Raw genomic sequence first — 26,191 nt, 5'->3', positions numbered from 1 at the left:
GTACGATTCGCCTTCACCGAGGTCTCGGTGAAGGCGAATCGTACCCACCGCACCAACTTAGAAGGCTGGTCAGCCCCCTCTTTCACCGTTTGCGATCTTGATCCCCCCGTCGTGATTCTTGATGCGTGCCGCGGCGCCCGGCACACCACACATCACGTCCAAACCTGATGAGGGGGACCAACCGTGTTGATGAAGATCGCACAGATCGGCCAGATCGTGCCCGCCCTGCTCGGCGTCACCTGGCTCATAGCCTTGGCCTCGAACCCGATGGCGCCCTGCGGCCAGTCGGCTACCGGTCCGGCCGTTTCGATCCGAGATCACCTGTGCGCCATGGCCAACCACGCCCGTGCGATCTCGGTCCTGATTTCCAAGAAGATCGGCGCGGGCGGCGACAGGTTGTGACGCCCGGCGGTCCCTGGCGGTAGGCGTCATCCGGCCGGGGCTCTCTGCGGCGGGCAGGGCTGCTGCTTACAGGGCCCTGCCCGCACCGCCATCACCCCCCCAGGGGGCGGTCACCCCACGCGTCAGCACACTTTCCCTTCGCTAGGCCTTCTCACCGGACTCAGCGACGCTACGCTTGCGGGACGATCACGGGCGGGGAGGGTTACGGGGCAGTGGAAACCGCAGACCTGTTGAAGGCTTTGCAGGGCGTTGAGAAGCGCACAGAGCGGGTCAGTGATGAGCATGTGGTCGCTACCTATGTCGACAGTGGTGGGCTTTCTGACGCGCTTGCCAATCGAGACAACGGCATCATTTATGGCCGTCGAGGAACTGGCAAAACCCACGCCCTGAAATACCTGGAACAGACCGAAGCGGCCGACGGTGCTTTCGTCGTCTACATCGATGTTGAACGGGACCTTGGATCCACAGAAGGCATATACTCAGATTCCAGCATCAGCCTAGTACAGCGAGCCACCAGACTTTTGGTGGACGTCCTTGGGATCATCCATAATCGCCTTGTCGAGGAAGCCTTTAACGGTCCCCTTGATGTCTGCATTGATGACATTGACCTGATGTGTGACCATTTCGGGCAAATTATCGTGTCGGATCAAGGCGAGGTTGAGGAAACAAGGGGCTCCGAGTCGCTTGAGGCCGGAACTGCTGGATTTGATGCCAATTTCGGCTCTAGCCCCCGAATGGGCATTACCGCGAAAGCGGACTCCAGCGAGAAGCTGACAGACTCCACGCGGATTAAGCAGACGGGCGTGGTGCGGCATCGCGTCCATTTCGGCGCATTCGGGTCGCTGCTGGGCAAAGTCGTTGCAGCCCACCCAGCCCCTCGTTTCTGGCTGCTAATCGACGAGTGGAGCGGCTTGCCTATGGATCTGCAGCCGTACCTCGCCGAGATGCTTCGCCGGCTCTTCTTCTCGATACCGAAGGTTAGTGTCCGAATTGCCGCGATCCCCCATCGCACCTCTTGGCGCCTCAAACGGGAGGACGGCGGTTACATCGGCGTAGAAGTGGGAGCTGAGCTCTTCCCGATCCTTGACCTCGACGAATTTGTGGTCTTCCCGGCTAGGAACAGGGAGGAGCAGACTAGTCGTGCAACAGACTTCTATAAACGGCTGCTGACGCGGCACTTGAATCAAGTGCTCAAGGATCGGGGGGCGCAGCAGCTTGACGGCCACACTCAGATGGTGCGGCTACTCTTCACGCAAACCACCGCCTTGCAGGAATTGGTGCGAGCTGCAGAGGGTGTGCCACGCGATGCGTTGCTGATTGCTTCGAGAGCCGCCCTCAGGGCCGGGTCTAGGCCCATCAGTACAGATCACGTTCGGCGGGCGGCGAGTCAGGTATATCAGACTCGAAACAAGCTCTTCTGAACGCTAATCCGCAGGCCCGACAGCTTTTGGACATCATCATTCACGATGTGATCAATCAAAAGAAAGCGCGGGCCTTCCTTCTTTCTCCCGACGATGTGTCGCATCCCTTGGTACAACAACTCGTGGATGAGCGGATTCTGCACGTCATCAAGAGAGGGTATTCAAGTAAGAGTCAGCCCGGCGCTCGCTTCGACGTGCTGCAGATTGACTACGGCTGCTACGTGCAACTTCTGCAGACTGCTAATGCTCCACGCAACCTCTTCGGCGAAGGGTCCGAAGATGATGACTTCTTCATGGGACTCTTCTATGGTGATGAATTTGACGAAATCGGCCCCGATGTTGTAGTCCCCGAGGATGACTATCGAGCCATTAGGCGTGCGGTCCTGGATTTCCCGTCTGCCTTGCAGCGGCTTGAAGGTGGACAGCCTTAGGTCGGTGGAGCGACTTTGGGGTGGCGCTGCTTTGGCGCGAGTGATCATGGCCCCATAAGCTTGCGGCGAGTCGGGCAGTCTGTGGACCTGCCCGGTAAAGCACGACGTTGGGTCCATGATCTGCGAGGCTCGCGCCAAAGTGGCTCCGCAAAGCCGCGGAGCCGACCGCCCCAGCCACGACGTACCCCTTCTACGGCAAGTGGCTGATTGCTAACGCGCGGCACGGACACCGGCCGGGCTGGAGCGGGGCGGAGACATGAGCGCAGGTCCGGCAGGGGCCGGGCCGCGCGCGGGGAGCGGAGCGAGCCGCCTTGAACCAGTAGAGAAAGTTGTAACTCAGTCGGTCGCGTGGGGCTTGAAGTCATATGCGCAGGACGGAAGTTCGAGGCTTCGTCGGCGTGCCAGGGGTAGGAAGAGCGCTGGTCGGGCCGTCCAAGAGATGCGTGTGCCGCCGTGGTTGATCGTGACTGTGCAGGGCTCCGAGCGCAGGAGAGCTCTCCTCGTCTGGATGCGGCCCTCGTACAGCCACTCCCAGGCTTCGTCGGACGCCCTGGAGTCCAGCGCTGGCGTGATGGCGCGCAGTGCGATCGCTATCCAGCGGTCTGCCTGGCTGGCCGAGTGGGCGTCGAACGAGCTGTGAAGGGCCGGCTGCTCTGCCCTGGTGAGGTCTTCGGTCCAGCATTCGCACCAGAAGCCGCGGATGTATCCGTTCACGAGGTCACTCCGGGCGGGTAGGCCACGAGGACGTAGCGCGTGTTCTCGTCGTGCAGGGTGAGTTGGTAGGCCGTGCCCGTGATCAGGTAGGTAAGGGCTCGTTCGTGTTCGTGCTCGTCCCTTAGCCAGTAGCGGCCCGGCTGGGCGTATGCCGTGTCGAGCTGGTCCGTGACGTTCCTCGTGCGTTCGCGTAGCCACCGCAGGGCCAGGCGGGGACTCGTCGCATCGTGCGATCCCAGGTGGATCGAGCTGGTCTCGTGCAGTGGGTACGCCACGGCCCAGCAGCGGTAGGTGCCACCCCGTCCCGGCCCCGCTTCCGCTAAGTCCTCGGGAGTTGTCGACGTCAGCACCGGTGACCTCCCGGCTGGGCACTTGTGAAGAGTTCCGCGGTGACCGTGTGACCGGCCTGGCTGTCGTGGATCACGACACGGTGGGCGATCAAGCTGACCATGCCCAGGCCCCGCCCGTGTGTGGCGTCCTGGTCGGCGTGCTCGGCCTTCGGCGCTGTCCCGGCGCCGCCGTCGTCTGTGACCGACAGAGCAACCACCTGGGAAGAGACCGCGAGAGCCAGATGGAAGCTGCCCGACCGCTGTCCGCTGGCAGTGTGGAGGATCGCATTGGCGCTTAGCTCGCTCACGATCAACTCGGCGTCCTCGGCCAACGGCGAACCACGCAGGATGTCCCGCGTCCAGCGGCGGGCCCTGCTCACCTCTTCCGGAAATCCTGGGCAAGTGAGTCCCCAGACCCGCGCAGTGCTCGTATACTCGTGCATACAAGTTCCTTCGTGCTGGTAGGCCGCCATGTGCAGCGGGTTCGGGCTAGACGAGTTTCACGCCGTCGTGGGCGCGGATGGCCGGCGGGGATGCCGCGTCGAGTGCGTCCAGGACGCGGATCGCGTACGCCTCGTCGGCAAGCTCGGTGACCTCTTCACGACTGGCCCAGCGCAGTGCGCGGGTCTCGTCACCGGTGGTGGGCGTGCCGTCGGCGGCCTCGCAGCGGAAGACCAGAGAGACGATCAAGCCCTTCATGTTCTTGTAGACGCCAGTCAGGGTCGCCGGGAGTGCGATCTTGATGCCGGTCTCTTCGAGGACTTCGCGCTGGAGGGCTTCCGGGATGGTCTCCTCCTTTTCGAGGACACCGCCCGGCGGCTCCCAATGGCCGTTGTCCCGGCGCTGGATCAGGAGGGCCCGGCCTTGGTCGTCCACGACGACCCCGGCGACGCTCACGGAGTGCGGGCGTTCTGTGCTCACGTTCCTCGGCCCTCTCGGCTGACTAGGCTCTCCACCGTAGCAACACCACTCGCCCACTCGTCTAGATACCTAAAGGAGTACTCGTGAGCCCTCTCCCTTCGGGCTTGCTCGGTGATCTCGACCCCACGAGCGATCGTGCGGTCTTCCGGCAGATCGCCGATCAGCTGCGCGAGGCCATCGACCGTGGGCGATTCCGGGAGGGCGAGAAGCTGCCCTCCGAAGCCGACCTTGTCGAGCACTACGGCGTATCCCGGATGACGGTCCGCAACGCCTTCTCCATCCTCCAGGGTGAGGGCCTGGTGCACGCCGAGCACGGCAGGGGAGTCTTCGTACGACCACGACCGCCTGTGCGACGGCTCGCCTCGGACCGCTTCGCCCGGCGACACCGGGAGCAGGGCAAATCCGCGTTCATCGTGGAAGCCGACGCGGCCGGCAGTCACCCACAGGTGGACAGCCTGGAAGTCAAGGAGGAGAAGGCCAGCCAGGACATCTCCACGCGGCTCGGGTCCGTTCGGCGGGTTCTCGCGCGTCGGCGCCGGTACCTGCTCGACGGGAAGCCGGTCGAGTTCGCCACCTCCTACCTCCCGCTCGACATCGCCCGCGGGACTCCCATCGCCGAACCCAACCCCGGCCCCGGCGGCATCTACGCCCGCCTCGAAGAACTGGGCCACCACCTCGACCACTTCGAAGAAGAGATCCGTGCCCGGATGCCCTCCCCGACCGAGGTGAAGACGCTTCGGCTGGCGGCCGGTGTGCCGATCATCCACCTCATCCGGACCGCCTTCGACAGGGAGGGACGGGCGGTCGAGGTCTGCGACACGGTGATGGCGGCGGACGCATACGTGCTGTCGTACCAGCTCCCGGCGACCTGACAGGCGGTGCGCGAGGCCACTTCTTCGGACTCGTACCCGCCAACAGGCATACTCGTTTAGACGAGTAAATAGGAAGAAGGAAGAACTCTTTCGCACCAGCCGTGTGGAGACCTCGGCCGCGAGGATCCTGCTGACCGAGGCACCCGAGCCCAGGGTCCGTGACCGTCAGACCGGCGCGATCGCCAAGGACGTCAACACCGGTGAGGCACTGATGACGATCGGCGTCGTGTACATGGAGGAAGGGGAGCCCTCTCTGAGAGAGGTCACTGTGCCCGAGAGCGGGGTGTCCGAGGGGCTCGCGCTCGCCGCACCGATCTCGCTGCCGGGTCTCGTGGCCCGGCCATGGGAGAGCGTGTTCAACGGCCAGCAGCGGCACGGCATCGCCTACCGCTCCGCCGCCGTCACCCCGGCCATGTTCCCGGCCGCCATGGGGGCCACGGTCTGATGACCGACCTGTCAACGCTCCTGGAGGTGGGTGGTCCTGTCACCGCACTCGGCGGCGGGGCTGCCTACACCCGGGCCAGGCAACCCCGGCGTCTACTGGTCCACGGTCGGCCTCCGATATCCACGGCCCCGCTCCTCGGCTCGTACAACTCGGTCATGGAGGCGTGCGGCCTGACTGTGGCTCCGTCCCGGCTGCGGGTCCTGGCGGTCAAGGCCACCACCCGCCGTGAAGTTCGGCCCGTACCACCGCGGCGGGGCATCATCCGACCGACCTCGACCGGGTTACGCCTTCGCCTTCGGCTCGCGCCCGGTCAGGAGCCGGCAGACGTCGCCGCCTCGGCGGAACGGCTCCGGCACGCCTGGGGGGGGCACGCCGTGTACGTCACGACCGTCAAGCCGGGCGTGGTCGAACTGCGGCTCGTCGGCTTCGACGTACTGCGGCGTGTGCGTATGCCTCGCAAGGTCGTGTCTCGGCTCCTCAAAGTGCCCGTGGCCCTGCGGGAGCCTTCCCGTTCCTGGGTACGCGCCCGCTCGGGTCCTTCCAACCCGCCCACATCCCCGACTGGGTACGGCACTACAGGAGAACAGCATCCGCGGCTCGTATGCCCGGACGATCTACTCCAACGTGCGTGCTGCGTTGAGCGCGGCCGTGGATGACGGGCATCTCCCCCGCAACCCGTGTGCGGCTCGCTCGGTCCGGCCGCCGACCGTCGACACCAAGCGCGTGATTCCGTGGACGCCGGAACGAGTCTTCGCTGTTCGCGCGGCCATGCCCGAGCGCTTCCGAGCGATGGTAGACCTGGGCGGCGGCTGCGGGCTTCGTCAGGGGGAGATCCTCGGCGTCGCGGTGGACGCGATCGACTTCGAGTCGGACACGCTTCACGTGGTCCAGCAACTGAAGCTGAGCCGCAGCAAGGCCGTATTCGCTCCGCCGAAGGGTGGCAAGCTTCGGGACGTACCGCTCCCGGGGCCAGTCGCTGACGCCCTTCGGGCGCACATGAAGGAGTTCTCTCCGGCAGAGATCACGTTGCCGTGGAAGGTCGCGGACGGTCCCCCGGTGACCAAGCGGCTCATCTTCACCGGACCGCGCAGGGGGCACGTCTGGCGCACGTCGCTCAACGAGGAGGCGTGGAAGCGGGCGCTGGCCGGCGCCGGGGTGATTCCGGTCCCCGAGCGCGGACAGCCGTACGCCGAGTCCCGCGAGAACGGGATGCACGCGCTCCGCCACTTCTACGCCTCGGTGCTCCTGGACGCCGGGGAGAACGTCAAGGCCCTCGCCGAGTACCTGGGCCACTCGGACCCGGGTCTGACGCTCCGGGTGTACGCGCACCTGATGCCGTCCAGCCAGGAAGAACCCGGAAGGCAATCGACCGCACGTACGAGGAATTTGTGCCGATCCCGCCGCCTTGATTTAGGGCTATGCGAGAGCTCTCAAGTAGAGCCTCAGAGGTTTCCCGGGCGAGGGAAACCTTGCTCGCGAGCAAGGAAATCGAGGAGAAACCCGCAAGCCTCCACCTCAACCGCTATTCTCACCTCGAACCGACCCTCTCAGCAGCCACATTGCACCTGTTCATCAAGATGAACAATCTGTCCATGGAAATGGACAACGCGGTTTGCACAGCCGATCTTTCCACTTTTCTACTGTCGCAGTAGAGATCCCGCCTAGCTGGCTGTTTGTGTATGCGTCGCAGCTATGCGAAAGTCTCACCACACACGAATGCCGCCCGAGCAGGGGCGGCATTCGTTTCCATTTCCGCGCTCGGAAGCCCTAGCAAGGAACCGACCACAGATGGAGGCCACATGGTCCCACGCACAGGTGTCACCGTCGACATCTGTCCCCGCGACGTGCCGATCGCGCTCATCGGTACAGCCGGCGGTGCGCTTGCCCTGTGGGCCAACGCTCCCGCCGATATCGCCATCCCCGTGGCCATACTGATCGTCTTCGACATCCGCATCCGCCGCTGGCGTCGCCGCACCTGACGGCCCAGAGACGACCGAGGCCCACTAGAAAGCCCCCTACCCGCAGAGAATCTGGGGGTAGGGGGCTTTCTGACGTCGCGTTACTTCTTCTTCCCCTGGTTCTTGACCGCCTCGATAGCCGCCGCTGCCGCGGTCGGGTCGAGGTAGGTGCCGCCCGGGGTCAGGGGCTTGAAGTCGGCGTCCAGTTCGTAGGAGAGGGGGATGCCGGTGGGGATGTTCAGGCCCGCGATGTCGGCGTCGGAGATGCCGTCGAGGTGCTTGACCAGGGCGCGGAGGCTGTTGCCGTGGGCCGCGACCAGGACCGTGCGGCCGGTCAGCAGGTCGGGGACGATGGCGTCGAACCAGTACGGCAGCATGCGGACGACGACGTCCTTCAGGCACTCCGTCCGGGGACGCAGCTCCGGCGGCAGCGTCGCGTAGCGCGCGTCGTCGAACTGCGAGTACTCGGCGTCGCGGTCGAGCGGCGGCGGCGGGGTGTCGTACGAGCGGCGCCACAGCATGAACTGCTCCTCGCCGAACTCGGCGAGCGTCTGCGCCTTGTCCTTGCCCTGAAGGGCGCCGTAGTGACGCTCGTTCAGGCGCCAGCTCCGGTGGACCGGGATCCAGTGGCGGTCCGCCGCCTCCAGCGCGAGCTGCGCGGTGCGGATCGCGCGCTTCTGGAGCGAGGTGTGGACCACGTCGGGCAGCAGGCCGGCGTCCTTGAGCAGCTCACCGCCGCGGACTGCCTCCTTCTCGCCCTTCTCGTTGAGATTGACGTCCACCCAACCGGTGAACAGGTTCTTCGCGTTCCACTCGCTCTCGCCGTGGCGGAGGAGAATCAGCTTGTACGGTGCGTCGGCCATGCCTCCGAGCGTAATCGAACCCCCGGACCGCTCGCGCGCTCGGTCGCCAGTCGGACACCGGCGGCCCCGCCCCGCCGTCCCCCGCCCTCCCCGGCGCCGGTCAGTTGACGGCATCTGTTAATCGAGTGGCCCTCCGGGACCGCACCCTCGTAAGTTGTGCTCACCGCCAGAGCCGCTTACGTCCGTGGGGGATTTTCCATGCCTGTCGCCGTCGTCAGACGTGCCGTCCGGGAGACCGTGTCCGGGCTCCCCCGCGAGTTCTGGTGGCTGTGGACCAGCACCCTCGTCAACCGGCTCGGCGCCTTCGTCGCCACCTTCATGGCCCTGTACCTGACCCTCGACCGGGGCTACTCCGCCTCGTACGCCGGTCTCGTCGCCTCCCTGCACGGCCTCGGCGGTGTCGTCTCCTCGCTGGTCGCCGGCGTCATGACCGACCGCTTCGGGCGCCGCCCCACCCTCCTCGTCGCACAGGTCTCGACGGCCGGCTCGGTCGCCCTGCTCGGCTTCATGCACGACCCGGTGGCCATCACCGCGGTCGCCTTCCTGGTCGGCATGGCGAGCAACGCCTCCCGGCCCGCCGTGCAGGCGATGATGGCCGACATCGTCCGCCCCGAGGACCGCGTCCGCGCCTTCTCCCTCAACTACTGGGCCATCAACCTCGGCTTCGCCGTCTCCTCCATGGGCGCCGGTTTCATCGCCGAGTTCAGCTACCTCGCGGGCTTCCTCATCGAGGCCGGCATGACCCTGATCTGCGCGTTCGTCGTCTTCGCCAAGCTCCCGGAGTCCAAGCCGGCGCCGGTCGCCAAGGAGACCGCGCCCGCCGTCGGGCTCGGGACCGTGCTGCGCGACGGCCGCTTCATGAGCGTCGTCGGCCTGTCCTTCCTGGTCGCGCTCGTCTTCCAGCAGGGCTCGGTCGGCCTGCCGGTCGCGATGGGCGAGGCGGGCTTCACCCCGGCGGACTACGGCACGGCGATCGCGGTCAACGGCGTACTGATCGTCGTCCTCCAGATCCCGGTGACCCGTTTCATCGAGCACCGCGATCCCCGGCGGCTCCTGGTCGTCTCGTCGGTCCTCGCGGGATACGGCTTCGGGCTCACCGCCTTCGCCGGCTCGGTGGGCGTCTTCACCCTCACCGTCTGCGTGTGGACCCTCGCCGAGATCGTCAACGCCCCCACACAGACCGGCCTCGTCGTCCGCCTCTCCCCCGTCCACGGCCGCGGCCGCTACCAGGGCATGTACACGCTGTCCTGGGCCCTGGCCGCGCTCATCGCCCCGGTGATGTCCGGCGTCGTCATCGACCACTTCGGCGCCGCCTACCTGTGGGGCCTGTGCGCCCTGGTCGGCACGGTCGCCGGCCTCGGCTACACACTCCTCATGCGCAGCCTCCCGCCGGAGGAGTCGGTGGCGTCCGCCGTACGGGAGGCGGGTCCGTCCCTCGTACGGGAATCGGGAGCGTCCCCCGTCCCCGGGGAGGCGGGTCCGTCCCCCGTACGGGAACCGGGAGCGTCCCCCGTCCCCGGGGAGGCGGGTCCGTCCCCCGTACGGGAACCGGGAGCGTCCCCCGTACGGGAACCGGTGCCGGCGCCCCGCGAAACGGCGGCCCGCCCGGAGTCCGCCTCGGCCTGAGAACCGGGCCCCCGGTTCCGGGCGCCAGGTGCCGGGTGCCGGGCCCCGGGTGCCGGGTTCCGCACCCGCGCACGGCCCCCGCCCCTCCCGCTTCCCGGGCCGGGGAGCCTCACGGATGCATCCGCGCCCCTTTCACCACCTTGTCCACCGCGTTCCGCGGCCCGTACACCGCGAGGCCCACCAGGTCCAGGCCGGCGGTCGGCACGGCCCGTACGGCCGCGCGGTTGTCCCGGTCGTTGCCGGTGGCGAACAGGTCGGACGTGAACAGAGCCCGGGGCAGCGCCCGGGAGAGCACGCGGCCGTGGGCAGCGGTCAGGGTCTCCTTGGACGCCTCGAAGACCATGACCGGCTGGCGGAACATCGGCAGGTAACCGACCGCGTCGCCGTCCTCGTAGGGCTCGCCGATCACCTCGGGGACGGCGGTGCCCAGGCCGCTGACGAGGAACGCGGTCACGTTGAGCCGCTGCCATGGCTCCAGGTCGTCGCGCAGGACGACAGCGATCTTGGTGTCGAAGCGGACGGGGGCGTCGCCGGAGACGTTCACACCGTCGCCGGTGCCCGCGCCGTTCGAGCCGGCCTCGCTGTTGTCGCTGTTGTCGCTGTTGTCGCTGTTCTCGTTGTTGTCGCTGCTCATGCCTTGAGACTGCCGACCGGGGTCCGGCGCGGTCTTGTACGTTCTTTGCATGGCTCCGCAACGGGAGATCTCCGCGTGGCGCCCGGGTGTCCCGGGCGTCGTGGAGGTGTTCCACGCCCACTACACCGAGTACGCGTACCCGATGCACGTACACGAGGCCTGGACGCTGCTGATCGTCGACGACGGCGCCGTACGGTACGACCTGGACCGGCACGAGCACGGCACCCCGCACGACACGGTGTCCCTGCTGCCGCCGCACATCCCGCACAACGGCGCCCCGGCCACCGCGGACGGCTTCCGCAAACGGGTCCTCTACCTCGACAGCTCACGGCTCGGCGAGGACCTGATCGGGCCTGCCGTCGACGGTCCCGACCTGGTGGACCCGGTGCTACGACGGCGGGTCGGACAGTTGCACACGGCGCTCGCACACCCCGGTGACGAGTTGGAGGCCGACAGCAGGCTGACGCTGATCGCGGAGCGGCTGCGCGGCCGGCTACGGCCCTCGGCGGCGGCCGGACTCCCGCTCCCCGACCGGCCGCTGGCGCACCGGCTGCGCGAACTCCTCGACGCGCGCCTGGTGGAAGGGGTCGCCCTGGACGAGGCCGCGCGGCTCGTGCACGCCCATCCCGCCCATCTCGTACGGGCGTTCAGCGGCGCGTTCGGCATCGCTCCGCACCAGTACCTGATGTCCCGCCGGGTTGACCGCGCCCGCCGCCTGCTGCTCGACGGACGCCCGCCGGGCGAGGTGGCCGCCGCGACCGGCTTCTACGACCAGTCCCATCTCACCCGGCATTTCCGGCGGTTGGTGGGGGTCACTCCGGGACGGTACGCGCGGTCGTGAGGACTTGGGGCGGACGGTCGTGAGGAGGCTCGCGCGGGGCGGTCCTTAGGCGGGGCGCTCGGTCAGGTGCGTGAACGCGTCCAGATTGCGGGTCGACTCGCCACGGGACACCCGCCACTCGTATTCCTTGCGGATGGCCGAGGCGAACCCCAGCTCCAGGAGGGTGTTGAAGGAGCCGTCGGCGGCTTCGAGGACCGAGCCGAGCAGCCGGTCGACCTCCGCGGGCGTGACGGCGGCCAGCGGCAGCTTGCCGACGAGATACACGTCCCCCAGGGAGTCGACCGCGTAGGAGACGCCGTAGAGCTTGAGGTTGCGCTCCAGGAGCCAGCGGTGGACCGCCTCGTGGTTCTCGTCGGGATGGCGGATCACGAAGGCGTTCAGCGACAGCGAGTGCTTGCCGACGATCAGCGAGACCGTCGTGGAGAGCTTGCGGGTGCCGGGCAGTTTCACCACGTACGAGCCCGCCGCCGGACTCTCCCACTCCAGCTCGGCCTCGGTGAGGACCTGCTCGATGATCGACGCTGCGTCAGCCATACGGCGAGCGTACGTGACCCCTCGGACAACGGGTCACCTCGGATACCGGGTCGACTGGGGGACGGGGTCCACAGGACACAGGGTCCACTCGGACACGGGGTCACCCCTTCCGGGGTGCGGGTGCGGGTGCGGGCCGGGAACACCGGCGCCACGCGCGCGTGCCCGCCCCGGGCGCCACCCCCACAGGCACCCGCATCTCAACAACCACAAGCACCTCAACACCCACAGGCGCCTCAGGCGTGATGCGCCCGCACCCGCCGCCGGTGTTCCTGGGTCGCCGCCGTGTAGACGTCCGCCGTCGCCGCGGCGGCGGTGTCCCAGCCGAAGCGCTCGGCGTGCCGGGCCGCCGCCGCGCCCATCCGGTCGGGAAGGGTCGGATCGTCCGCGAATTCGCCCAGCACGCGCGCGTAGTCGGCGGGACAGTGCCCGGGGACCAGGAAGCCCGTCTCCCGGTGCTTGACGGCCACCGGGAGGCCGCCGACCTCGGCGGCGAGCACCGGCGTGCCGGCCGCCTGCGCCTCTATGGCGACGAGCCCGAAGGACTCACTGTAGGAGGGCATGACCAGCACGGAAGCGGCCCGGAACCAGTCCGCGAGCTGGTCCTGGCCGACGGGCGGCCGGAACCGTACGACATCGGTGATGCCCAGCCGCGCGGCGAGCTTCTGCAGCCCCTCGGGCTTGGCGAGCCCGCTGCCGCTGGGTCCGCCCACGACCGGCACGAGGATCTTGCGGCGCAGTTCGGGCCGCTCGTCGAGCAGTGCGGCGACCGCGCGCAGCAGCACGTCGGGGGCCTTCAGGGGCTGTATGCGGCCCGCGAAGAGGGGGATCAGTGCGTCCTGCGGCAGGCCGAGCCGGGCCCGGGCGGCGGCGCGGCCGTCACCAGGGCAGAAGCGGTCGAGGTTCACACCGGGATGGACGACGGCGACCTTGCCGGCCTCGGCCTCGTAGTGGCGGACGAGTTCGTCGGCCTCCTCGGCGGTGTTCGCGATGAGGCGGTCGGCGGCGCGCACGATCTGGGTCTCGCCGATGACACGGGCGGCGGGCTCGGGTGTGTCGCCCTCGGCGAGCGAGGCGTTCTTGACCTTGGCCATGGTGTGCATGGCGTGGACCAGGGGCGCGCCCCAGCGTTCGGCGGCCAGCCAGCCGACGTGCCCGGAGAGCCAGTAGTGCGAGTGCACGAGGTCGTAGTAGCCGGGGCGGTGTCCGGCCCAGGCCTGCATGACGCCGTGCGTGAAGGCGCAGAGCTGGGCGGGGAGGTCTTCCTTGGCGAGGCCCTCGTAGGGGCCGGCGTCGACGTGCCGGACGAGGACACCGGGGGCGAGTTCGACGCAGGGCGGAAGCGCGGCCGTGGTGGCGCGCGTGAAGATCTCGACCTCGATGTTGATCGCGGCGAGGCGCTGGGCCAGCTCCACGATGTAGACGTTCATGCCGCCCGCGTCGCCCGTGCCGGGCTGGTGCAGGGGTGAGGTGTGCACGGAGAGCATCGCGACGCGTCGGGGCCTGCGGTGCAGCCTGAGCCGCGAGGGCCCCGCCGCGGAGCGACGCCCGAGCCTGCTGACGTACTGGCTCACGTGGCTTTTCCTCCTCGCTGCGGGCATGCCGGTCGGAGGACACACGGCACCCTCCAGCAGGAGGACACACGGCACCCTCCAGCAGGAGGACACACGGCACCCTCCAGCAGAGGGAACGCCGGAGGTCTCCGCTCCATTTCCGCTTTGCCGAATCATTACCGCCGGTCGCTCAACCGTTCGACCCAGGGAGGCGTCTTCCCGGCTTGGCCGCCGGGTATTCCGGGGTGCCGAGGGCCGGGCACAGGGGGCGGCGCGGACAGGGGCGGGCAGCGCGGGCAGCGCGGGCAGCAAGCGTGAGCGGTGCCCAGGGCTGGGCATGGCAGGGCGGGGCGGGGCGCCGGGTCACCGAGCCACCGGGTCACCGGGTCACCGGGTCACCGGGTCACCCGAGTTATCCACAGGCCTGTGGGAGGCGACCCGAGGTTGTCCACAGGGTGGAACGGGCCTGGCCGAGGCCGCCTACTCTCGTACGCATGACAACCCGCGCAGCGTCCCGGCCTGTGGGTTCGGTGACACGCGGGACGACGAACCCCAACCGCCTGCGGCGCATGGACCGCTGGATCGCCGCGACGCACGGCGCCGAGCTGCGCAGGTCCGCGGACCCGGTGGCGGTCGACCTCGGCTACGGGGCGGCGCCCTGGACCGCGGTCGAGCTGCTGACCCGGCTGCGCGCCGCCGCGCCCCGCACCCGGGTGTTCGGCGTCGAGATCGAGCCGGCCCGCGTGGCCGCCGCCCTGCCGTACGAGCGCGAGGGCCTCGCCTTCCGGCACGGCGGCTTCGAGGTCCCGGTGCCGGGCCGCCCGACCCTGATCCGCGCGGCGAACGTGCTGCGACAGTACGACGAGGAGCAGGTCGCCGAGGTCTGGCGGCGGCTGTGCGCGCGGCTCGCGCCGGCGGCCCCGGGCTCCGGGGGCGGGCTGCTGGTCGAGGGCACGTGTGACGAGATCGGCCGCCGGCACGTCTGGGTCGCCCTCGGCCCGGAAGGCCCGCGCACGGTCACGTTCGCCACCCGGCTCGGCTCCCTGGACCGCCCGTCCGACCTGGCCGAGCGGCTGCCCAAGGCGCTCATCCACCGCAATGTCCCGGGCGAGCCCGTGCACGCGTTCCTGCGCGACTTCGACCGCGCCTGGGCGGCCGCCGCTCCGTACGCGTCGTACGGCGCCCGGCAGCGCTGGATACGCGCGGTCCGCGACCTGAGAGCCGACTGGCCGGTCGCGGACGGGATCGCGCGCTGGCGCCAGGGCGAAGTGACGTTGCTCTGGCAGGCGTTGGCCCCGCGCGTCTGACGCACCCGCGGAGCCGTGCCCTCCGCAAGCGGTGGGAACGATCTCGACGAGTCGCACGTCACACAGGCCGGGGGACACGAGCGTCATGCCGGACGGGGCTGGTGGGAAGGGAGTTTCTTGCCCGGCTCTGTCGCATTGCGCGCCGACATGGCACGATCCCCGGGACGTCCGGAAGTTACTGACGGTAAATCAGGTGGGGGGCGAAGCAATGGGATCCGGCAAGCGGAGTCTGACGACGGCGACCTTGTTCCTGGCCTGCGCATGTGCCTGCGCGGTGCTGGCGACACCGGGGGTGGCGTACGCGAGTCCGGCACCGAAACCGACATCCACCGGGTCCCCGCGGCCGGCGCCGACCCCGGGCGCGGGCGGGGCAGCGACCCCGGCCCCGGGCGCGACGGCGACCGGAACTCCGAAGCCGGTGAGTAACAGGGAGCTTGAGGCCGTCCGCGCTCGGCTCGACAAGCTCTACCACGACGCCGCGGTCGCCACGGACGCGTACAACGCGGCGGAGGAGAAGGCCGAGAAGCAGTCGGCCGAGATCGTGGATCTGGCCCGGGAGATCGTCAAGGGCCAGGCGAAGCTGGACGAGTTGAAGGACCGCGCGGGTGCCGCGGCCCGTGCGCAGTACCGCGGCGGCGGCCTGCCTCCCGAGGCCCGCCTGTGGCTGAGCGACAACCCGCAGCGCTTCCTGGACGGCGCGGGCCGCGTGCGGGCTGGCGAGCACGCCACCAAGGGCCTGCTGGGCGAAATGGCGCGCACCCAGCAGGACTTGAAGCAGTACGAGCAGGACGCCTCGGCGCAGTGGAAGAAGCTGGAGGCCAACCGCGAGGCCAAGGCCGAGGCCCAGAAGAAGATCACGAAGAAGATCGCCGCCGCCGAGGAGCTGGAATCCCGGCTGGAGAAGAAGGAGAAGGAGCGGCTGGCGAAGCTGGAGGAGGAGGCCGCCTACCAGGCTCAGTCGGCCTGGCTCGGCTCCGGCGTCCTCGCGGACATCAAGAGCAAGGGTTCCGCGGCGGGCAAGAAGGCCGTGAAGTACGCGACGGACCAGATCGGCAAGCCGTACGTCTGGGGCGCCGAGGGTCCGGGCTCCTTCGACTGCTCGGGCCTCACCTCCCAGGCCTGGGCCGCCGCCGGCCACCCCATCCCGCGCACCTCGCAGGAGCAGTGGAAGCAACTCAAGCACGTCCCGGTGGAGGACATGCGCCCCGGCGACCTGGTCATCTACTTCGACGACGCCAGCCACGTCGGGATGTACATAGGCGACGGAGCGATCGTGCACGCCCCCCGGCCGGGCCGGAACGTGACGATCGCGGGCGCCGGCTCGATGCGGATCCTGGGCGTCGTGCGGCCGGACGCGTAGGGCGAAGGTCGTAGGGCGGGGGCGTCCGGTGTCCGGCGTCCGGCGGAGGTCGCCCGGCGTGGGGCAGAGGTCGTCCGGCGTAGGGCGGAGGTCGCCCGGCGTGGGGCGGAGGCCGTCCGGCGTGGGGCCGGGATGGGATCCCCGCCTCCCCCGGCCCCCTCTCCCCCCGTAGAACCGGGGTTGCCCCTCCCCCCGTAGAACCGGGGTTGCCGCGACCGTTCCCGGACACACGAGAGGAGGACCAGCCGACCGGGACGCGACGCGAGGACCTCATGCAACGGTGCCGTCAGACCGCGCACATCACGCGGGCGAACGCCTCCAACATCTGTGCTGGCTCGGGCCGATGGGCCGCGGACGGTGGTACGGGAGCGGAAAGGTGAACGGTGGTATCCCGCCGCTGCGGGACCGCTACCTCGCCGCCGGATTCATCGTCGTCATGTATCTGCTGATCGGCGCCCTGCTCGCCGGCCTGCTCGGGGCGGGGTTCGCGGGCAGCGGGGTGTGGGCGGTGGCGGCAGCCGTCGTGGGCGGGGCCCTGGGGGCCGTATGCGGGGTGTGGCGTGTGCGCCGTACGCCGGAGGACGAACGCGCGGACGAACACGCGGACGACCGCGCCCCCTGACGCGCGCCATGGCCGGCGGACGGCGGACGGCGGACGGTGGCCGACGGACGGCGGACGGCGGTCGATGGCCGGTGACCGGCGGCCGGAAGCCGGAGGTCGGCGGTCGGAGGTCGGCGGTCGGCGGTCGGCGGTCGGCGGTCGGCGGTCGGCGGTCGGCGGTCAGGCTGAACGGGCGGTCGCGTCCTCAGGCGCGGAAGGTGCGGCGGTAGGTGTCCGGCGAGACTCCGACGCTGCGGTGGAAGTGGCGGCGCAGCGTGGTCGCGGTGCCCATGCCGGTGGCCGCGGCGACGGTGTCCACGGTGGCGTTGGTGGTCTCCAGTAGTTCCTGGGCGTGGCGGATGCGCTGGGCGTGGAGCCACCGCAACGGCGTCGTGCCGGTGAGGTGCTTGAAGTGCCGGCCGAGGTGGCGTGAACTCATGCCGGCCCGGCGGGCCAGGTCCTCCACGGTCAGAGGTTGGTCCAGCCGCTCCAGCACCCACGGGAAGAGTTCGCCGAGCGGGTGGTTGCCCGCGGCGGGGACGGGCGTCGCGATGAACTGGGCCTGGCCGCCGTCGCGGTGCGGCGGGATGACCAGGCGGCGGGCGATCGTGTTGGCGACGGCCGATCCGTGGTCGAGGCGGACCAGGTGCAGGCACAGGTCCATGGCGGCGGCCTTGCCCGCCGAGGTGAGGACGTCGCCGTTGTCGACGTAGAGGACGTCCGGGTCGACGGTGGCGGCGGGGTGGCGCCGGGCCAGTTCGCGGGTGTGGGCCCAGTGCGTGGTGGCGCGCCTGCCGTCGAGCAGCCCCGCCGCGCCCAGTACGAAGGCGCCCGTGCACAGCGAGGCCACGCGGGCGCCGGCCCGGTGCGCGGCGCGAACGGCCTCGACCAGGGCGGCGGGCGGTTCGCGGTCCGTGTCGGCCCAGCCGGGGACGATCACCGTGTCCGCCGAGGCGAGGTGGTCGAGTCCGTGGTCGGGTTCCAGGAGGAAGCGGCCGACGCGTACCGGGTCGCTCCCGCAGAGGCGGAAGTCGTACCAGGGGTCCACGAGGTGGGTCACGTCGGACCCGAAGACCTCGACGGCCACGGACAGTTCGTAGGCGAGCATGCCGTCGGTGACGGCCAGCGCGACGGAGGCCATGTCCGGAACTGTACGGGGCGTGTCGTTTCCGACGCTCCCCCGAGGTGCTGTCGCGAGAACAGGATGGGGGTATCAGGGCCGCGGCGGATCGAGGGCGCGGCGGGGGTCCGAACGGGCGGGAGCGGTCTCATGGGGTCAGGTCATCTGGTGGCGGTGTTCGGGGCGTACGGGCACACGGGGCGGTTCGTGGTCGCGGAGCTGGCCGCGCGGGGGTTCGTGCCGGTGCTGTCCGGACGTAACGCGCCGGCCTTGGAAAAGCTGGCCGGCCGGCACGGCTGGGAGGCCAGAGTGGCGTCGGCCGAGGACCCCGCCTCCCTCGACCGGGCCCTAGCGGGCACGGCGGCGGTCGTCAACTGCGCCGGCCCATTCGCCTCCACGACCGGCCCGGTGATCGAGGCGGCGCTCCGCGCGAGGGTCCCGTACCTGGACGTGGCCGCCGAGCTGGAGGCGAACCTCGACACCTTCGCCCACTACCGCGAGCGGGCCCGGGACGAGAAGGCGGTGATCGTCCCGGCCATGGCCTTCTTCGGCGGTCTGGGCGACCTGCTGGTCACGGCGGCGATGGGCGACTGGACCGAGGCCGACGAGGCGCACATCGCGTACGCGCTCAGCGACTGGCACCCCACCGCGGGCACCCGCCTCTCGGGCGCGGTCTCGCGCGAGCGGCGCGGCGCCCATCGCCTGCGTTACACCGGCGGGCGCTGGGAGCGCCGCAGCGACGCCGCGCCCGCCCTGGAGTGGGCCTTCCCGGAGCCGGTGGGGCGGCGGCCGGTGATCGGGGAGTTCACGATGGCGGACGTCGTCACCGTCCCCCAGCACCTGTCCATCCCGGACGTGACCACGTACATGACCACCGAGGCGGTCCGCGACCTCGCGGCCCCGCACACCCCGGCCCCCGCCGCCACCGACGAGAGCGGTCGCTCGGGCCAGACCTTCCTCGTCGACGCCGTCGTGCGCTCCGGCGGAGCCGAACGCCGGGCCACGGCGGCCGGCCGGGACATCTACGCCGTCACCGCGCCCCTTGTCGCCGAGGCCGTCGACCGCGTACTGACCGGCCGCACGAGAACTACCGGCGTCGCCTCCGCCGGCAAGATCTTCGACGCCCCGGACTTCCTGCGCGCACTCACCCCGACGATCACCTTCACCCTCACCCCGCCCCGCCAATCGCACCCGCACTCACACCCGTAGACCCGGACCACCTGACCCGGACCACCTGACCCCGGGCCCCCGCCCGGCCCCGCGCTCGCCCGGTCAGCCGGCCGGGCGCGCCCGCGGTGAGCCGGAGGACTGCGTCGCGCCCCCGCGGTGAGCCGGAGGACTACATCGGGCGCCCGCGGTGAGCCGGAGACGCCCCGGCGAGGGGGTGACCCACCGCACGTGACCCACCGCACGGTTGCCCCCGGCGCCCTCCCCCGGCGACGTGACCTTCGTCATCCCCGACGGGACCACGTCCTGTCCAAATGCGTTACGGGATGCGGCATATGACGCTGGCTCTTTGCCGTCCGCCGTGCCGTACGCCATTCCGTTGCGGCACTCACGGACGCTATGGTCCCCGTCGGTGGGTCGAGGTCCTTCGCCCCACCACGCCCTCGGGGGGAGGGAAGGAACCCAGACGATGCCCGTACCCGTACCGCGGCAGAGAGCGATCCCGGCCGTGGAAAGTGGTCAGGCTCACGCCGTGTTCTCACCCGGCGGCCCATCCGGAGACCCGGCCGGCGGCCCCGCCGGGACAGCACCGGCACCGCGTGCCGCCACGGCCCCGGCCGACAGCACCACCAACCTGACCCTCCTGGTCATCGAGGACGACCCGACGGGCGCGCTCGGCGTACCCGACATGCTCGACGCGGCCGGTAGGCCCATCCGGATCCGTACCGCCCGCAACCTCACCGAGGCCGAGCGGCTGCTCACCCACGACGTCCACTGCATCCTGCTCGACCTCGCGCTGCCCGCGCCGGGCCGGGCGGCGGACGGCGCCGACGAACTGGCGACGCTCAAGCACGTACTGGAACTGGCGCCCCGGCACGCCGTACTCGCGCTCACCGCGTCCGGCGACACGGAGACCGGCGCGGAGGCGGTCCGGGTCGGCGCGCAGGACTACCTCTTCCGGGACGAGCTGGACGGCCGGCTGCTGAGCCGCGCGATCCGGTACGCGGTGGAGCGGAAACGTTCCGACAAGGCCGAGCGGCGGCTCACGGAGTCCCGGCTGCGCGCCCAGGAGAACGCCCGCCTGGAGCGGGGCCTGCTGCCGACGCCGCTGCTGGAGGGCTCGTCGCTGCGGTTCGCCGCGCGTTACCGCCCCGGCCGGTCCCGCGCGCTGCTCGGCGGCGACTTCTACGACACCGTGCGTACGGCGGACGGCACGGTGCACGCCATGATCGGCGACGTCTGCGGGCACGGCCCCGACGAGGCGGCGCTCGGCGTGGAACTGCGCATCGCCTGGCGCGCGCTGACCTTCGCGGGCCTGTGCGGGGACGAACTGCTCTCGACGCTTCAGCAGGTGCTGGAGCACGAGCGGGAGAACGACGAGATCTTCGCGACGCTGTGCACGGTGGACATCGCGCCGGACGGCCGTCGCGCCGGACTCTGCCTGGCCGGCCACCCCTCCCCGCTGATCGCCCGCCCGGGCCGGCCCGCGGAACTCCTGCCGCAGGAGAACAACGGCCCCGCCCTTGGCCTGCTGCCCAACGCGCGCTGGCCGCGCACGCAGGTGGAACTGGGGGCCGCGTGGAGCCTGATGCTCTACACCGACGGCCTGATCGAGGGCCACACCGGCGTGGGCAACGAACGCCTGGGCCAGGACGGCATGGTGGACATGGTCCGCCGCCAGCTCGCACAGGGCCTGGAGGGCGAGGCGCTGCTGCGCGCGGCGGTGAGCGAGGTCCGCGAACTCAACGGCGGGGAACTGGCGGACGATGTGGCGGTGCTGTTGCTGGATCGGGGGGCGTAGCAAGGGGGTTGCCGGACGCCGGGATGCGGGGCTACGGCGACGGTCCCGCCGGGCCACTGGGCCGCCACCGGGCGACCGGGCCACCGGCCCACCGGGAGCGGGGGCACCCGAACCAGCGCGATCTTGCGAATCCAGCGGACGCAGTGAACCCAGCGAACCCAGGGGGCCCGGCGAACCCAGGGGGCCAGGACTGGCTAGCGGCCGCCGTTGTAGGGGCCGTACGGGCCGTCGCTGCTGCTTCCGCCGCGGCGGCCGCGGCCTCCTCCGGAGACCTGGCGCAGGGCGGGACGGACGTCGACGAAGAAGACGATCGTGGCGATCAGGCCCGCGATCTGCAGGAACAGCACGGGGACCAGCAGGTTCACGGCGACCGTGATGCCGAGGATGATCAGCCAGAACATCTTGTTCTGCTTGTCGGCGGCGCGGTAGGCGTCGTCGCGGGCGAGCGCGGCCATCACGAGTGCCACCACGGCGAGCACCAGCATGGCTGTGAAGATCAGCCACATGAGGCCGCCGAACGCCGTCATCGCCACAATGCCCACCACCCGGGTCTAGTCGTCTTGTTTCGCCACCGTACCCGGAGAACGGGCCGGGAACTCCGAGAGTGCCCGGCCCGTCCGCGAACGGTGAACGCGAACGGTGAAGTAGTACTGCCACCCCCACCGCTCGGGGTTGCTCTGCCTTACTTGGCGGGCGGGGTGGTCTTCTTGGCGGCGGGCTTGCGGGCCGCCGGAGCCTTCTTCGCCGGGGCCTTCTTGGCGGTGGCGGTCTCGTCGGCCACGACCACCGGAGTCGGCTTCGGCTTCGGCTCGGTCTTGATCTCGCCGGGCCCGGCGTTGGGCTCCACGGCGATGGCGAAGTCCTCGATCTCCTCGGCGGCCTCGCCACGCCAGGTGCGCACGGTCAGCTCGCCGTGCTCGGCGACCTTCTCGTACGCCTCCCGGGCCTTGACGGCGTACTCGGCGGCGACGCCGACGCCGCGCAGGGCGAAGTCCTGCGCCGACTCACCGAGCTTCTTCAGGTCGGTGTCGAGGGAGTTGATGAACTCGGTGACCTTCGTCTGGAGGTTCTCCTGCGCCTCCTTGGCGCGGGCGGAGGCCTTCTCCTGGACGGCGTTGGGGTCGATGTTCTTCACCGTGTCGATACGCGCCGGAGCCTCGGTGCGGATCTGCTCCACCAGGCCGGGGACCTTCTTCGCCTGCTGCACGGCCAGGTCGGCGGTGCCGGCGAGGAAGTACAGGGGGGTGGGGTCGGTGGCGGCCTTGCGGATGTCGTCGGTGATGGCCATGAGGGTGGTCCTCCCGTGAATCGCTGTCGGCTGAGGGTTGGTGGTCCGCGCGCAGGTGGTCAGCCGGCGTCCTGCTGCGGACCGGCATCGCTGCCGTCGGCCGTGCGGGGGCCGCGGTGGTCGGTGTCCTGTGCGGGCTGGTCACCCGGTATGTCCTGAGCGGCGGACCCGCCGGTGCCGGGGTCCTCGTCGACCCCGGTGAGCCCGGTGACGGAAGCGGACAGGCCGGTCCCGTCGCCCCCGCCGCTCCGCTCGCCCCCGTCGGTCCCATCGGTCCCATCGGTCCCATCGGCCGGCACGATCTCGAACCCGTTCTCCTTGCGGAAGGACTCGTAGATCTGGAGCAGCACCTGCTTCTGCCGCTCGTTCAGCGTGGGATCGGCGAGGAGGACGGCACGTGTCTCGACCTCGTCCCGGTCCCGCTCGGCGTCGAGGATGCCGGCGCGCACGTACAGCGTCTCGGCGGAGATCCGCAGCGCCTTGGCGACCTGCTGGAGCACCTCCGCGCTCGGCTTGCGCAGCCCGCGCTCGATCTGGCTCAGATACGGATTGGACACCCCGGCGGCATCGGCGAGCTGCCGCAGGGACAACTGCGCGCTGCGCCGCTGCTCCCGCAGATACTCACCAAGATTGCCGACGTTGAGCGATGCCATGCCCCCACCATGCCGCACCCTCGCTAACTTTTGCAAGCGCCTGCTTGCAAAAGTGCGCCACGCCACGAGGGACGGGGCTGAGCCTGAGCACGGCAGTAGGGGTCGTGAACGTCCCTCCTCATTCGCTCCAGCTCCCCCGTTTCCAGGAGGGCCGGAAGCACGGCATGCGCTCCTGTCACGCCAACAACAACAGAGCCATCTTCGTCTCGCAGGGAAAGGTCGACCCCGAACGGCGGAACGCCCTGCGCCGTGGGCGTGTCAAGTAGAGCGGGCACGTCGCCTGATCGACCAGCCCGGCCGTCAGGAGGGCTGGACCTGGTCGAAGAGGGTTAGGGCTTCGGTGGGGTTCGGGCTTACGAGGCGTTCCAGGCCCGCCGTAGTGATCCGCGCCCACCTGCCGGCCCGTTCCCACATCCGTTCCTCGAAGACGCGGACGGTTTCGTCCGGATCTCCTGTGCCTGTGGCGAGGGACTCGGCGAGTTCGGCGCCTTCCAGCATGGCTAGGTTCGCGCCCGCTCCCAGCGGGGGCATCAGATGGGCGGCGTCGCCCAGCAGCGTCACGCCGGGGACGTGGGTCCAGGTGTGGGAGACGGGCAGGGCGTAGAGGGGACGGTGGACGAACGCGGTGCCGTGGCGGAGGAGGTCCAGGAGAGGGGTCGCCCAGCCGTCGAACAGGGCCAGCAGGGCCGACCGTACGACCTCGGCGTCGGGTTCAGGTTCAGGTTCAGGTTCAGGTTCAGGTTCAGCGTCGGCAGGGAGATCCACCTCTGCCAAGTCCAGGTTCGAGCCCCGGCCCCGGCCTCGGCTCCGCCCCAGGCCCGCGTCCGGGTCCGGGTCCGGGTCCAAGCACACGTGGGGGTCGAGGCGGCCCGAGTCCACACCCCCGCCCGTCCCCCACCCCACCGGCGCACGGAACTGCGCGTACACCTTCACGTGGCCCCCGCTGTTGCGCTGCGCGACCACCGCTCGGTTCACGCCGTACGCGGCCACGGAGCCGTCGCCGATCAGGCGGGCGAGGTCGGGGTGGCGGGTGTCGACCTCGTTCAGGGAGGTCTCGACCGTGGTGACGCCGGTGTAGTGCGGGGTCGCCGTCGAGACGGCCGGCCGGGTCCGGGACCAGGCGCCGTCCGCGCCGACCACCAGGTCGAACGTCTCCTGCCGCCCGTCCGCGAAATGGACCCGTACGCCGTCGCGGGCCCCCGGCACCACCCGTGTCACTTCCCGGCCCCACTGGACGTCGAGCGGGCCGAGCAGCAGGTCACGGAGTTGCCCGCGGTCGATCTCGGGGTGGGCCCGGTCGTCCGGGCGGGGCCGCCAGTCGCGCAGGACGGTTCCGTCCGTGTCCAGGATGCGCATGGCCTGCCCCTCGGGACGGGACAGCGCCTGGAACTCCGCCAGCAGCCCCGCCTTGTCCAGCGCGAGCTGGCCCATCCCCTCGCGCAGGTCCAGCGTGCCGCCCGGCGGGCGGGCGTCGCGGGCGGGATCGCGTTCGAGGACGGTGACCGGCTGGCCATGGCGGTGCAGGACGCGGGCGAAGGTCAGGCCGCCCGGACCGCTTCCGATCACCGCGATGCGGGGGCTCGTGTCGTGTGTGCGCCTCATGCCGATACACCGCATTGGGAAGATACGGTGTATCGCAACGGTACGGTGTGGGCATGACTGTCTGGGACCGGCCGGAGCCGCCGACTCGCCCCGTGCCGCTCGACCGGGAGCGGATCGTCGCCGCGGCCGTCGCCCTGGCCGACGCGGGCGGGCTGGAGGCGGTGTCGGTACGCAAGGTGGCGGCCCGCCTGGACGCCGGTCCGATGCGGCTGTACCGGTACATCTCCACCAAGGAGGAGCTGTTCGACCTCATGGTGGACGAGGTCCAGGCCGAGATCCTCCCCGAGGAGCGGGCCGCCGACTGGCGGGAGGCGCTGCGCGGCCTCGCCCAGCGCACCAGACAGGCCGCCCTCCGCCACGAGTGGCTGGCCGACCTGCTCGGCGGCCGACCTGCCCTGGGCCCGAACGGCCTCGCCCTCGCCGAGGCCACGCTCTCCGCCTTCGACGACACCACCGCCGACATCGACACCGTCATGCGCGCGGTGGAGACCGTCAGCGCCTATTTCACCGGCGCGATCCGACGCGAGATCGCGCATCTGCGGGCCGAGCGGGCGACGGGCCTGTCCAAGCACGACTGGCAGCGCGCCCGCGGCCCGCATCTCACGAGCATGCTGGCCACGGGCCGTTTCCCGGCGCTGGCCAAGGCCGTGCACGACGGCACGGACGTGACCGCCGAGACCTCCTTCACAACCGGCCTGGACTGGGTCCTCGACTCGGTGGCCGCCAGGCTCGCCTCGTAGATCGCAGGGCAGCGGGGCCTGCGGGCGCGGCCAACTTCCCCTGGTTCAGGGGCTCATAGTGATAGGGAGGACGGATGCTGGGTCGGCTTCCCGTTGTTGGGCAGCTTGATGGATTGCGGTCCGCGCTTTCCGAGAACGAGGTTCTGATCGACGTGCTGACCAGGGCGGCGGCGCTGGAGCTGCCCGGCTGGTACGTGACGGCGGGGTGTCTCTTCCAGACGGTGTGGAACGTGGTCACCGGCAGGCCACCGGCCGGCGGCATCAAGGACTACGACATCTTCTACTTCGACGACGCCGACCTGTCCTGGGAGGCGGAGGACGCCGTGATCAAAGCGGCCGGGAAACGTTCGCCGAGCTGCCGGCCGACGTGGAGATCCGCAACGAGGCCCGCGTACACCTCTGGTACGAGCGGAAATTCGGCGTGCCGTGCCCCCCGTACGACTCCACCGAGGCGGCGATCGACTCGTTCGCCGCGACGACGTGCTGTCTGGGAGTGCGGCTGGAGCCCGGCGGAGAGTGGCGCGTCTACGCGCCCCACGGACTGTCCGACGTGTTCGACCTCGTGGTCCGGCCCAACCCGGTGCTCGCCCCGCGGGAGGTCTACGTAGCCAAGGCGCGGCGCTGGAAGGACGAGTGGCCGGAACTCACCGTGCTGCCCTGGCCGACCGGCAGACCGTTCACCTCGTGCTGCCGGAGGCTCACCCCCTGACGTCGGCGGACCGCGCGGTGAACGCGGCCGGCACCCGGGCCGCGTTGTCCACGCCGGTGACGCCACCCGCCAGTTGAGGGCCCTGCCCCGCCCCCGCCCCCGCCGTCGCCGTCGCCGAGCAACCGGGCGTCGCCGGCGAGCAGCTCCCGTAGCCCGTCGACGTCGCCCTCCTTGAACGCGTCGAAGAACCGGCGGGGCGTGTCGTGGACGCGGTCCAGCGCGGCCAGGTCTCCTGGACGGCGTCCTCGGCCTCGGTCGCTCTCCCGAGGGCCCGGCGCCTCGTCACCGAGACGAGACAGCCG

General features: G+C 70.2%; 28 protein-coding genes and 4 pseudogenes. 18 read left to right on the top strand and 14 right to left on the bottom strand.

Annotation, left to right across the window (positions count from 1 at the left end; all coding sequences use genetic code 11):
* Positions 1–183: 183 nt before the first annotated feature.
* From AB0912_RS10210 to AB0912_RS10200, 3 genes are all read left to right on the top strand, one after another.
* Complete coding sequence (locus AB0912_RS10210) at positions 184–402, top strand: hypothetical protein (RefSeq protein ID WP_366697708.1); 219 nt, start codon at positions 184–186, stop codon at positions 400–402.
* Positions 403–614: 212 nt separating this feature from the next.
* On the top strand, positions 615–1,823 hold the full coding sequence (locus AB0912_RS10205; RefSeq protein ID WP_366697706.1) for a hypothetical protein: 1,209 nt from the start codon (positions 615–617) through the stop codon (positions 1,821–1,823).
* A 47-nt stretch (positions 1,824–1,870) separates the two neighbouring features.
* The gene (locus AB0912_RS10200; protein ID WP_366697705.1) at positions 1,871–2,254 is read left to right on the top strand and encodes a hypothetical protein; all 384 of its coding nucleotides are present in this window, start codon (positions 1,871–1,873) and stop codon (positions 2,252–2,254) included.
* A 336-nt stretch (positions 2,255–2,590) separates the two neighbouring features.
* Here AB0912_RS10200 and AB0912_RS10195 read toward each other — a convergent pair whose 3' ends face one another.
* From AB0912_RS10195 to AB0912_RS10180, 4 genes are all read right to left on the bottom strand, one after another.
* Complete coding sequence (locus AB0912_RS10195) at positions 2,591–2,968, bottom strand: hypothetical protein (RefSeq protein ID WP_366697704.1); 378 nt, start codon at positions 2,966–2,968, stop codon at positions 2,591–2,593.
* On the bottom strand, positions 2,965–3,243 hold the full coding sequence (locus AB0912_RS10190; RefSeq protein ID WP_366697702.1) for a hypothetical protein: 279 nt from the start codon (positions 3,241–3,243) through the stop codon (positions 2,965–2,967). The genes AB0912_RS10195 and AB0912_RS10190 overlap by 4 nt, the downstream gene beginning before the upstream one ends.
* A 68-nt stretch (positions 3,244–3,311) precedes the next feature.
* On the bottom strand, positions 3,312–3,740 hold the full coding sequence (locus tag AB0912_RS10185) for an ATP-binding protein (protein ID WP_366697700.1): 429 nt from the start codon (positions 3,738–3,740) through the stop codon (positions 3,312–3,314).
* A 46-nt stretch (positions 3,741–3,786) separates the two neighbouring features.
* Positions 3,787–4,194, bottom strand: a complete 408-nt coding sequence (locus AB0912_RS10180; RefSeq protein ID WP_366697900.1) for an NUDIX hydrolase — start codon at positions 4,192–4,194, stop codon at positions 3,787–3,789.
* Positions 4,195–4,301: 107 nt separating this feature from the next.
* Here AB0912_RS10180 and AB0912_RS10175 point away from each other — a divergent pair, with 107 nt between their 5' ends.
* The 5 genes and pseudogenes from AB0912_RS10175 (at position 4,302) to AB0912_RS10155 (ending at position 7,514) form a co-directional block, all read left to right on the top strand.
* Entirely contained in the window at positions 4,302–5,090 is a 789-nt protein-coding gene (locus AB0912_RS10175; protein WP_366697698.1) for a GntR family transcriptional regulator, read from the top strand.
* A gap of 103 nt (positions 5,091–5,193) precedes the next feature.
* On the top strand, positions 5,194–5,535 hold the full coding sequence (locus AB0912_RS10170; protein ID WP_366697696.1) for a hypothetical protein: 342 nt from the start codon (positions 5,194–5,196) through the stop codon (positions 5,533–5,535).
* Positions 5,535–6,059 (top strand): annotated as a pseudogene (locus AB0912_RS10165) (conjugal transfer protein TraS); the annotation flags it as partial. The gene AB0912_RS10170 and the pseudogene AB0912_RS10165, both read left to right, overlap by 1 nt.
* A pseudogene (locus tag AB0912_RS10160) lies at positions 6,038–6,885 on the top strand (site-specific integrase); the annotation flags it as partial. The pseudogenes AB0912_RS10165 and AB0912_RS10160, both read left to right, overlap by 22 nt.
* Before the next feature lie 449 nt (positions 6,886–7,334).
* On the top strand, positions 7,335–7,514 hold the full coding sequence (locus AB0912_RS10155) for a hypothetical protein (RefSeq protein ID WP_366697694.1): 180 nt from the start codon (positions 7,335–7,337) through the stop codon (positions 7,512–7,514).
* Between the two features lie 80 nt (positions 7,515–7,594).
* Here the strand turns inward: AB0912_RS10155 and AB0912_RS10150 are convergent, their stop codons facing one another.
* Entirely contained in the window at positions 7,595–8,356 is a 762-nt protein-coding gene (locus AB0912_RS10150) for a phosphoglyceromutase (protein ID WP_366697692.1), read from the bottom strand.
* Between the two features lie 198 nt (positions 8,357–8,554).
* On the opposite strand from AB0912_RS10150, the gene AB0912_RS10145 reads away from it, so the two are divergent.
* Positions 8,555–9,982: an MFS transporter gene (locus AB0912_RS10145; RefSeq protein WP_366697690.1), complete on the top strand. Its 1,428-nt coding sequence runs from the start codon at positions 8,555–8,557 to the stop codon at positions 9,980–9,982.
* A 109-nt stretch (positions 9,983–10,091) separates the two neighbouring features.
* Here the strand turns inward: AB0912_RS10145 and AB0912_RS10140 are convergent, their stop codons facing one another.
* Positions 10,092–10,616 carry a DUF2000 domain-containing protein gene (locus AB0912_RS10140; RefSeq protein ID WP_366697688.1) on the bottom strand — a complete coding sequence of 175 codons (525 nt, stop codon included), beginning with the start codon at positions 10,614–10,616 and terminating at the stop codon, positions 10,092–10,094.
* 49 nt (positions 10,617–10,665) lie between these two features.
* On the opposite strand from AB0912_RS10140, the gene AB0912_RS10135 reads away from it, so the two are divergent.
* Complete coding sequence (locus AB0912_RS10135; protein WP_366697686.1) at positions 10,666–11,457, top strand: AraC family transcriptional regulator; 792 nt, start codon at positions 10,666–10,668, stop codon at positions 11,455–11,457.
* A 45-nt stretch (positions 11,458–11,502) separates the two neighbouring features.
* Here AB0912_RS10135 and AB0912_RS10130 read toward each other — a convergent pair whose 3' ends face one another.
* Both AB0912_RS10130 and mshA read right to left on the bottom strand, forming a co-directional pair.
* Positions 11,503–11,991 carry a YbjN domain-containing protein gene (locus tag AB0912_RS10130; RefSeq protein ID WP_366697684.1) on the bottom strand — a complete coding sequence of 163 codons (489 nt, stop codon included), beginning with the start codon at positions 11,989–11,991 and terminating at the stop codon, positions 11,503–11,505.
* 233 nt (positions 11,992–12,224) lie between these two features.
* Positions 12,225–13,562, bottom strand: a complete 1,338-nt coding sequence (gene mshA, locus AB0912_RS10125; protein ID WP_366697682.1) for a D-inositol-3-phosphate glycosyltransferase — start codon at positions 13,560–13,562, stop codon at positions 12,225–12,227.
* 473 nt (positions 13,563–14,035) lie between these two features.
* Between mshA and AB0912_RS10120 the strand changes: the two genes are divergently transcribed.
* From AB0912_RS10120 to AB0912_RS10110, 3 genes are all read left to right on the top strand, one after another.
* Positions 14,036–14,848: a class I SAM-dependent methyltransferase gene (locus AB0912_RS10120; RefSeq protein WP_366697680.1), complete on the top strand. Its 813-nt coding sequence runs from the start codon at positions 14,036–14,038 to the stop codon at positions 14,846–14,848.
* 208 nt (positions 14,849–15,056) lie between these two features.
* Positions 15,057–16,208 carry an NlpC/P60 family protein gene (locus tag AB0912_RS10115; protein ID WP_366697678.1) on the top strand — a complete coding sequence of 384 codons (1,152 nt, stop codon included), beginning with the start codon at positions 15,057–15,059 and terminating at the stop codon, positions 16,206–16,208.
* Positions 16,209–16,584: 376 nt separating this feature from the next.
* Entirely contained in the window at positions 16,585–16,830 is a 246-nt protein-coding gene (locus tag AB0912_RS10110; RefSeq protein WP_366697676.1) for a hypothetical protein, read from the top strand.
* Between the two features lie 184 nt (positions 16,831–17,014).
* On the opposite strand, the gene AB0912_RS10105 is transcribed toward AB0912_RS10110, so the two are convergent.
* Positions 17,015–17,950, bottom strand: coding sequence for a helix-turn-helix domain-containing protein (locus tag AB0912_RS10105; RefSeq protein ID WP_366697674.1), 936 nt, complete (start codon positions 17,948–17,950; stop codon positions 17,015–17,017).
* Between the two features lie 129 nt (positions 17,951–18,079).
* On the opposite strand from AB0912_RS10105, the gene AB0912_RS10100 reads away from it, so the two are divergent.
* Positions 18,080–19,138, top strand: a complete 1,059-nt coding sequence (locus AB0912_RS10100; protein ID WP_366697672.1) for a saccharopine dehydrogenase NADP-binding domain-containing protein — start codon at positions 18,080–18,082, stop codon at positions 19,136–19,138.
* Between the two features lie 427 nt (positions 19,139–19,565).
* Positions 19,566–20,897, top strand: a complete 1,332-nt coding sequence (locus AB0912_RS10095) for a fused response regulator/phosphatase (protein ID WP_366697670.1) — start codon at positions 19,566–19,568, stop codon at positions 20,895–20,897.
* 194 nt (positions 20,898–21,091) lie between these two features.
* On the opposite strand, the gene AB0912_RS10090 is transcribed toward AB0912_RS10095, so the two are convergent.
* The 3 genes from AB0912_RS10090 to AB0912_RS10080 all read right to left on the bottom strand — a co-directional run bounded on the left by AB0912_RS10090 (position 21,092) and on the right by AB0912_RS10080 (position 22,838).
* On the bottom strand, positions 21,092–21,430 hold the full coding sequence (locus AB0912_RS10090) for a DUF2516 family protein (RefSeq protein WP_366697898.1): 339 nt from the start codon (positions 21,428–21,430) through the stop codon (positions 21,092–21,094).
* Positions 21,431–21,579: 149 nt separating this feature from the next.
* Positions 21,580–22,185 carry a hypothetical protein gene (locus AB0912_RS10085; RefSeq protein WP_366697668.1) on the bottom strand — a complete coding sequence of 202 codons (606 nt, stop codon included), beginning with the start codon at positions 22,183–22,185 and terminating at the stop codon, positions 21,580–21,582.
* A gap of 59 nt (positions 22,186–22,244) precedes the next feature.
* The gene (locus AB0912_RS10080; protein WP_366697666.1) at positions 22,245–22,838 is read right to left on the bottom strand and encodes a helix-turn-helix transcriptional regulator; all 594 of its coding nucleotides are present in this window, start codon (positions 22,836–22,838) and stop codon (positions 22,245–22,247) included.
* Between the two features lie 104 nt (positions 22,839–22,942).
* On the opposite strand from AB0912_RS10080, the gene AB0912_RS10075 reads away from it, so the two are divergent.
* Positions 22,943–23,104, top strand: a complete 162-nt coding sequence (locus tag AB0912_RS10075; protein WP_366697664.1) for a hypothetical protein — start codon at positions 22,943–22,945, stop codon at positions 23,102–23,104.
* Positions 23,105–23,138: 34 nt separating this feature from the next.
* Here the strand turns inward: AB0912_RS10075 and AB0912_RS10070 are convergent, their stop codons facing one another.
* On the bottom strand, positions 23,139–24,440 hold the full coding sequence (locus tag AB0912_RS10070; RefSeq protein ID WP_366697662.1) for an NAD(P)/FAD-dependent oxidoreductase: 1,302 nt from the start codon (positions 24,438–24,440) through the stop codon (positions 23,139–23,141).
* A 53-nt stretch (positions 24,441–24,493) separates the two neighbouring features.
* Between AB0912_RS10070 and AB0912_RS10065 the strand changes: the two genes are divergently transcribed.
* Complete coding sequence (locus tag AB0912_RS10065) at positions 24,494–25,180, top strand: TetR/AcrR family transcriptional regulator C-terminal domain-containing protein (RefSeq protein ID WP_366697660.1); 687 nt, start codon at positions 24,494–24,496, stop codon at positions 25,178–25,180.
* Positions 25,181–25,254: 74 nt separating this feature from the next.
* Positions 25,255–25,889: pseudogene (locus tag AB0912_RS10060) on the top strand (nucleotidyltransferase family protein).
* 25 nt (positions 25,890–25,914) lie between these two features.
* Here the strand turns inward: AB0912_RS10060 and AB0912_RS10055 are convergent.
* Positions 25,915–26,080: pseudogene (locus AB0912_RS10055) on the bottom strand (RNA polymerase subunit sigma-24); the annotation flags it as partial.
* Positions 26,081–26,191: the final 111 nt, after the last annotated feature.

It is taken from the genome of Streptomyces sp. NPDC007084 (assembly GCF_040703595.1).
Classification (GTDB): Bacteria; Actinomycetota; Actinomycetes; order Streptomycetales; family Streptomycetaceae; genus Streptomyces.
Note: the sequence above shows the minus strand (reverse complement) of the source record. Positions and strands in the feature narration are given on the sequence as shown.

Excerpts from the sequence above, each read along its gene's own strand:
- AB0912_RS10185 (WP_366697700.1), bottom strand. The coding sequence starts at position 3,740 with ATGCACGAGTATACGAGCACTGCGCGGGTCTGGGGACTCACTTGCCCA.
- AB0912_RS10155 (WP_366697694.1), top strand. The coding sequence starts at position 7,335 with ATGGTCCCACGCACAGGTGTCACCGTCGACATCTGTCCCCGCGACGTG.
- AB0912_RS10150 (WP_366697692.1), bottom strand. The coding sequence starts at position 8,356 with ATGGCCGACGCACCGTACAAGCTGATTCTCCTCCGCCACGGCGAGAGC.
- AB0912_RS10145 (WP_366697690.1), top strand. The coding sequence starts at position 8,555 with ATGCCTGTCGCCGTCGTCAGACGTGCCGTCCGGGAGACCGTGTCCGGG.
- AB0912_RS10140 (WP_366697688.1), bottom strand. The coding sequence starts at position 10,616 with ATGAGCAGCGACAACAACGAGAACAGCGACAACAGCGACAACAGCGAC.
- AB0912_RS10135 (WP_366697686.1), top strand. The coding sequence starts at position 10,666 with ATGGCTCCGCAACGGGAGATCTCCGCGTGGCGCCCGGGTGTCCCGGGC.
- AB0912_RS10130 (WP_366697684.1), bottom strand. The coding sequence starts at position 11,991 with ATGGCTGACGCAGCGTCGATCATCGAGCAGGTCCTCACCGAGGCCGAG.
- AB0912_RS10120 (WP_366697680.1), top strand. The coding sequence starts at position 14,036 with ATGACAACCCGCGCAGCGTCCCGGCCTGTGGGTTCGGTGACACGCGGG.
- AB0912_RS10115 (WP_366697678.1), top strand. The coding sequence starts at position 15,057 with ATGGGATCCGGCAAGCGGAGTCTGACGACGGCGACCTTGTTCCTGGCC.
- AB0912_RS10105 (WP_366697674.1), bottom strand. The coding sequence starts at position 17,950 with ATGGCCTCCGTCGCGCTGGCCGTCACCGACGGCATGCTCGCCTACGAA.
- AB0912_RS10100 (WP_366697672.1), top strand. The coding sequence starts at position 18,080 with ATGGGGTCAGGTCATCTGGTGGCGGTGTTCGGGGCGTACGGGCACACG.
- AB0912_RS10095 (WP_366697670.1), top strand. The coding sequence starts at position 19,566 with ATGCCCGTACCCGTACCGCGGCAGAGAGCGATCCCGGCCGTGGAAAGT.
- AB0912_RS10085 (WP_366697668.1), bottom strand. The coding sequence starts at position 22,185 with ATGGCCATCACCGACGACATCCGCAAGGCCGCCACCGACCCCACCCCC.
- AB0912_RS10080 (WP_366697666.1), bottom strand. The coding sequence starts at position 22,838 with ATGGCATCGCTCAACGTCGGCAATCTTGGTGAGTATCTGCGGGAGCAG.
- AB0912_RS10070 (WP_366697662.1), bottom strand. The coding sequence starts at position 24,440 with ATGAGGCGCACACACGACACGAGCCCCCGCATCGCGGTGATCGGAAGC.
- AB0912_RS10065 (WP_366697660.1), top strand. The coding sequence starts at position 24,494 with ATGACTGTCTGGGACCGGCCGGAGCCGCCGACTCGCCCCGTGCCGCTC.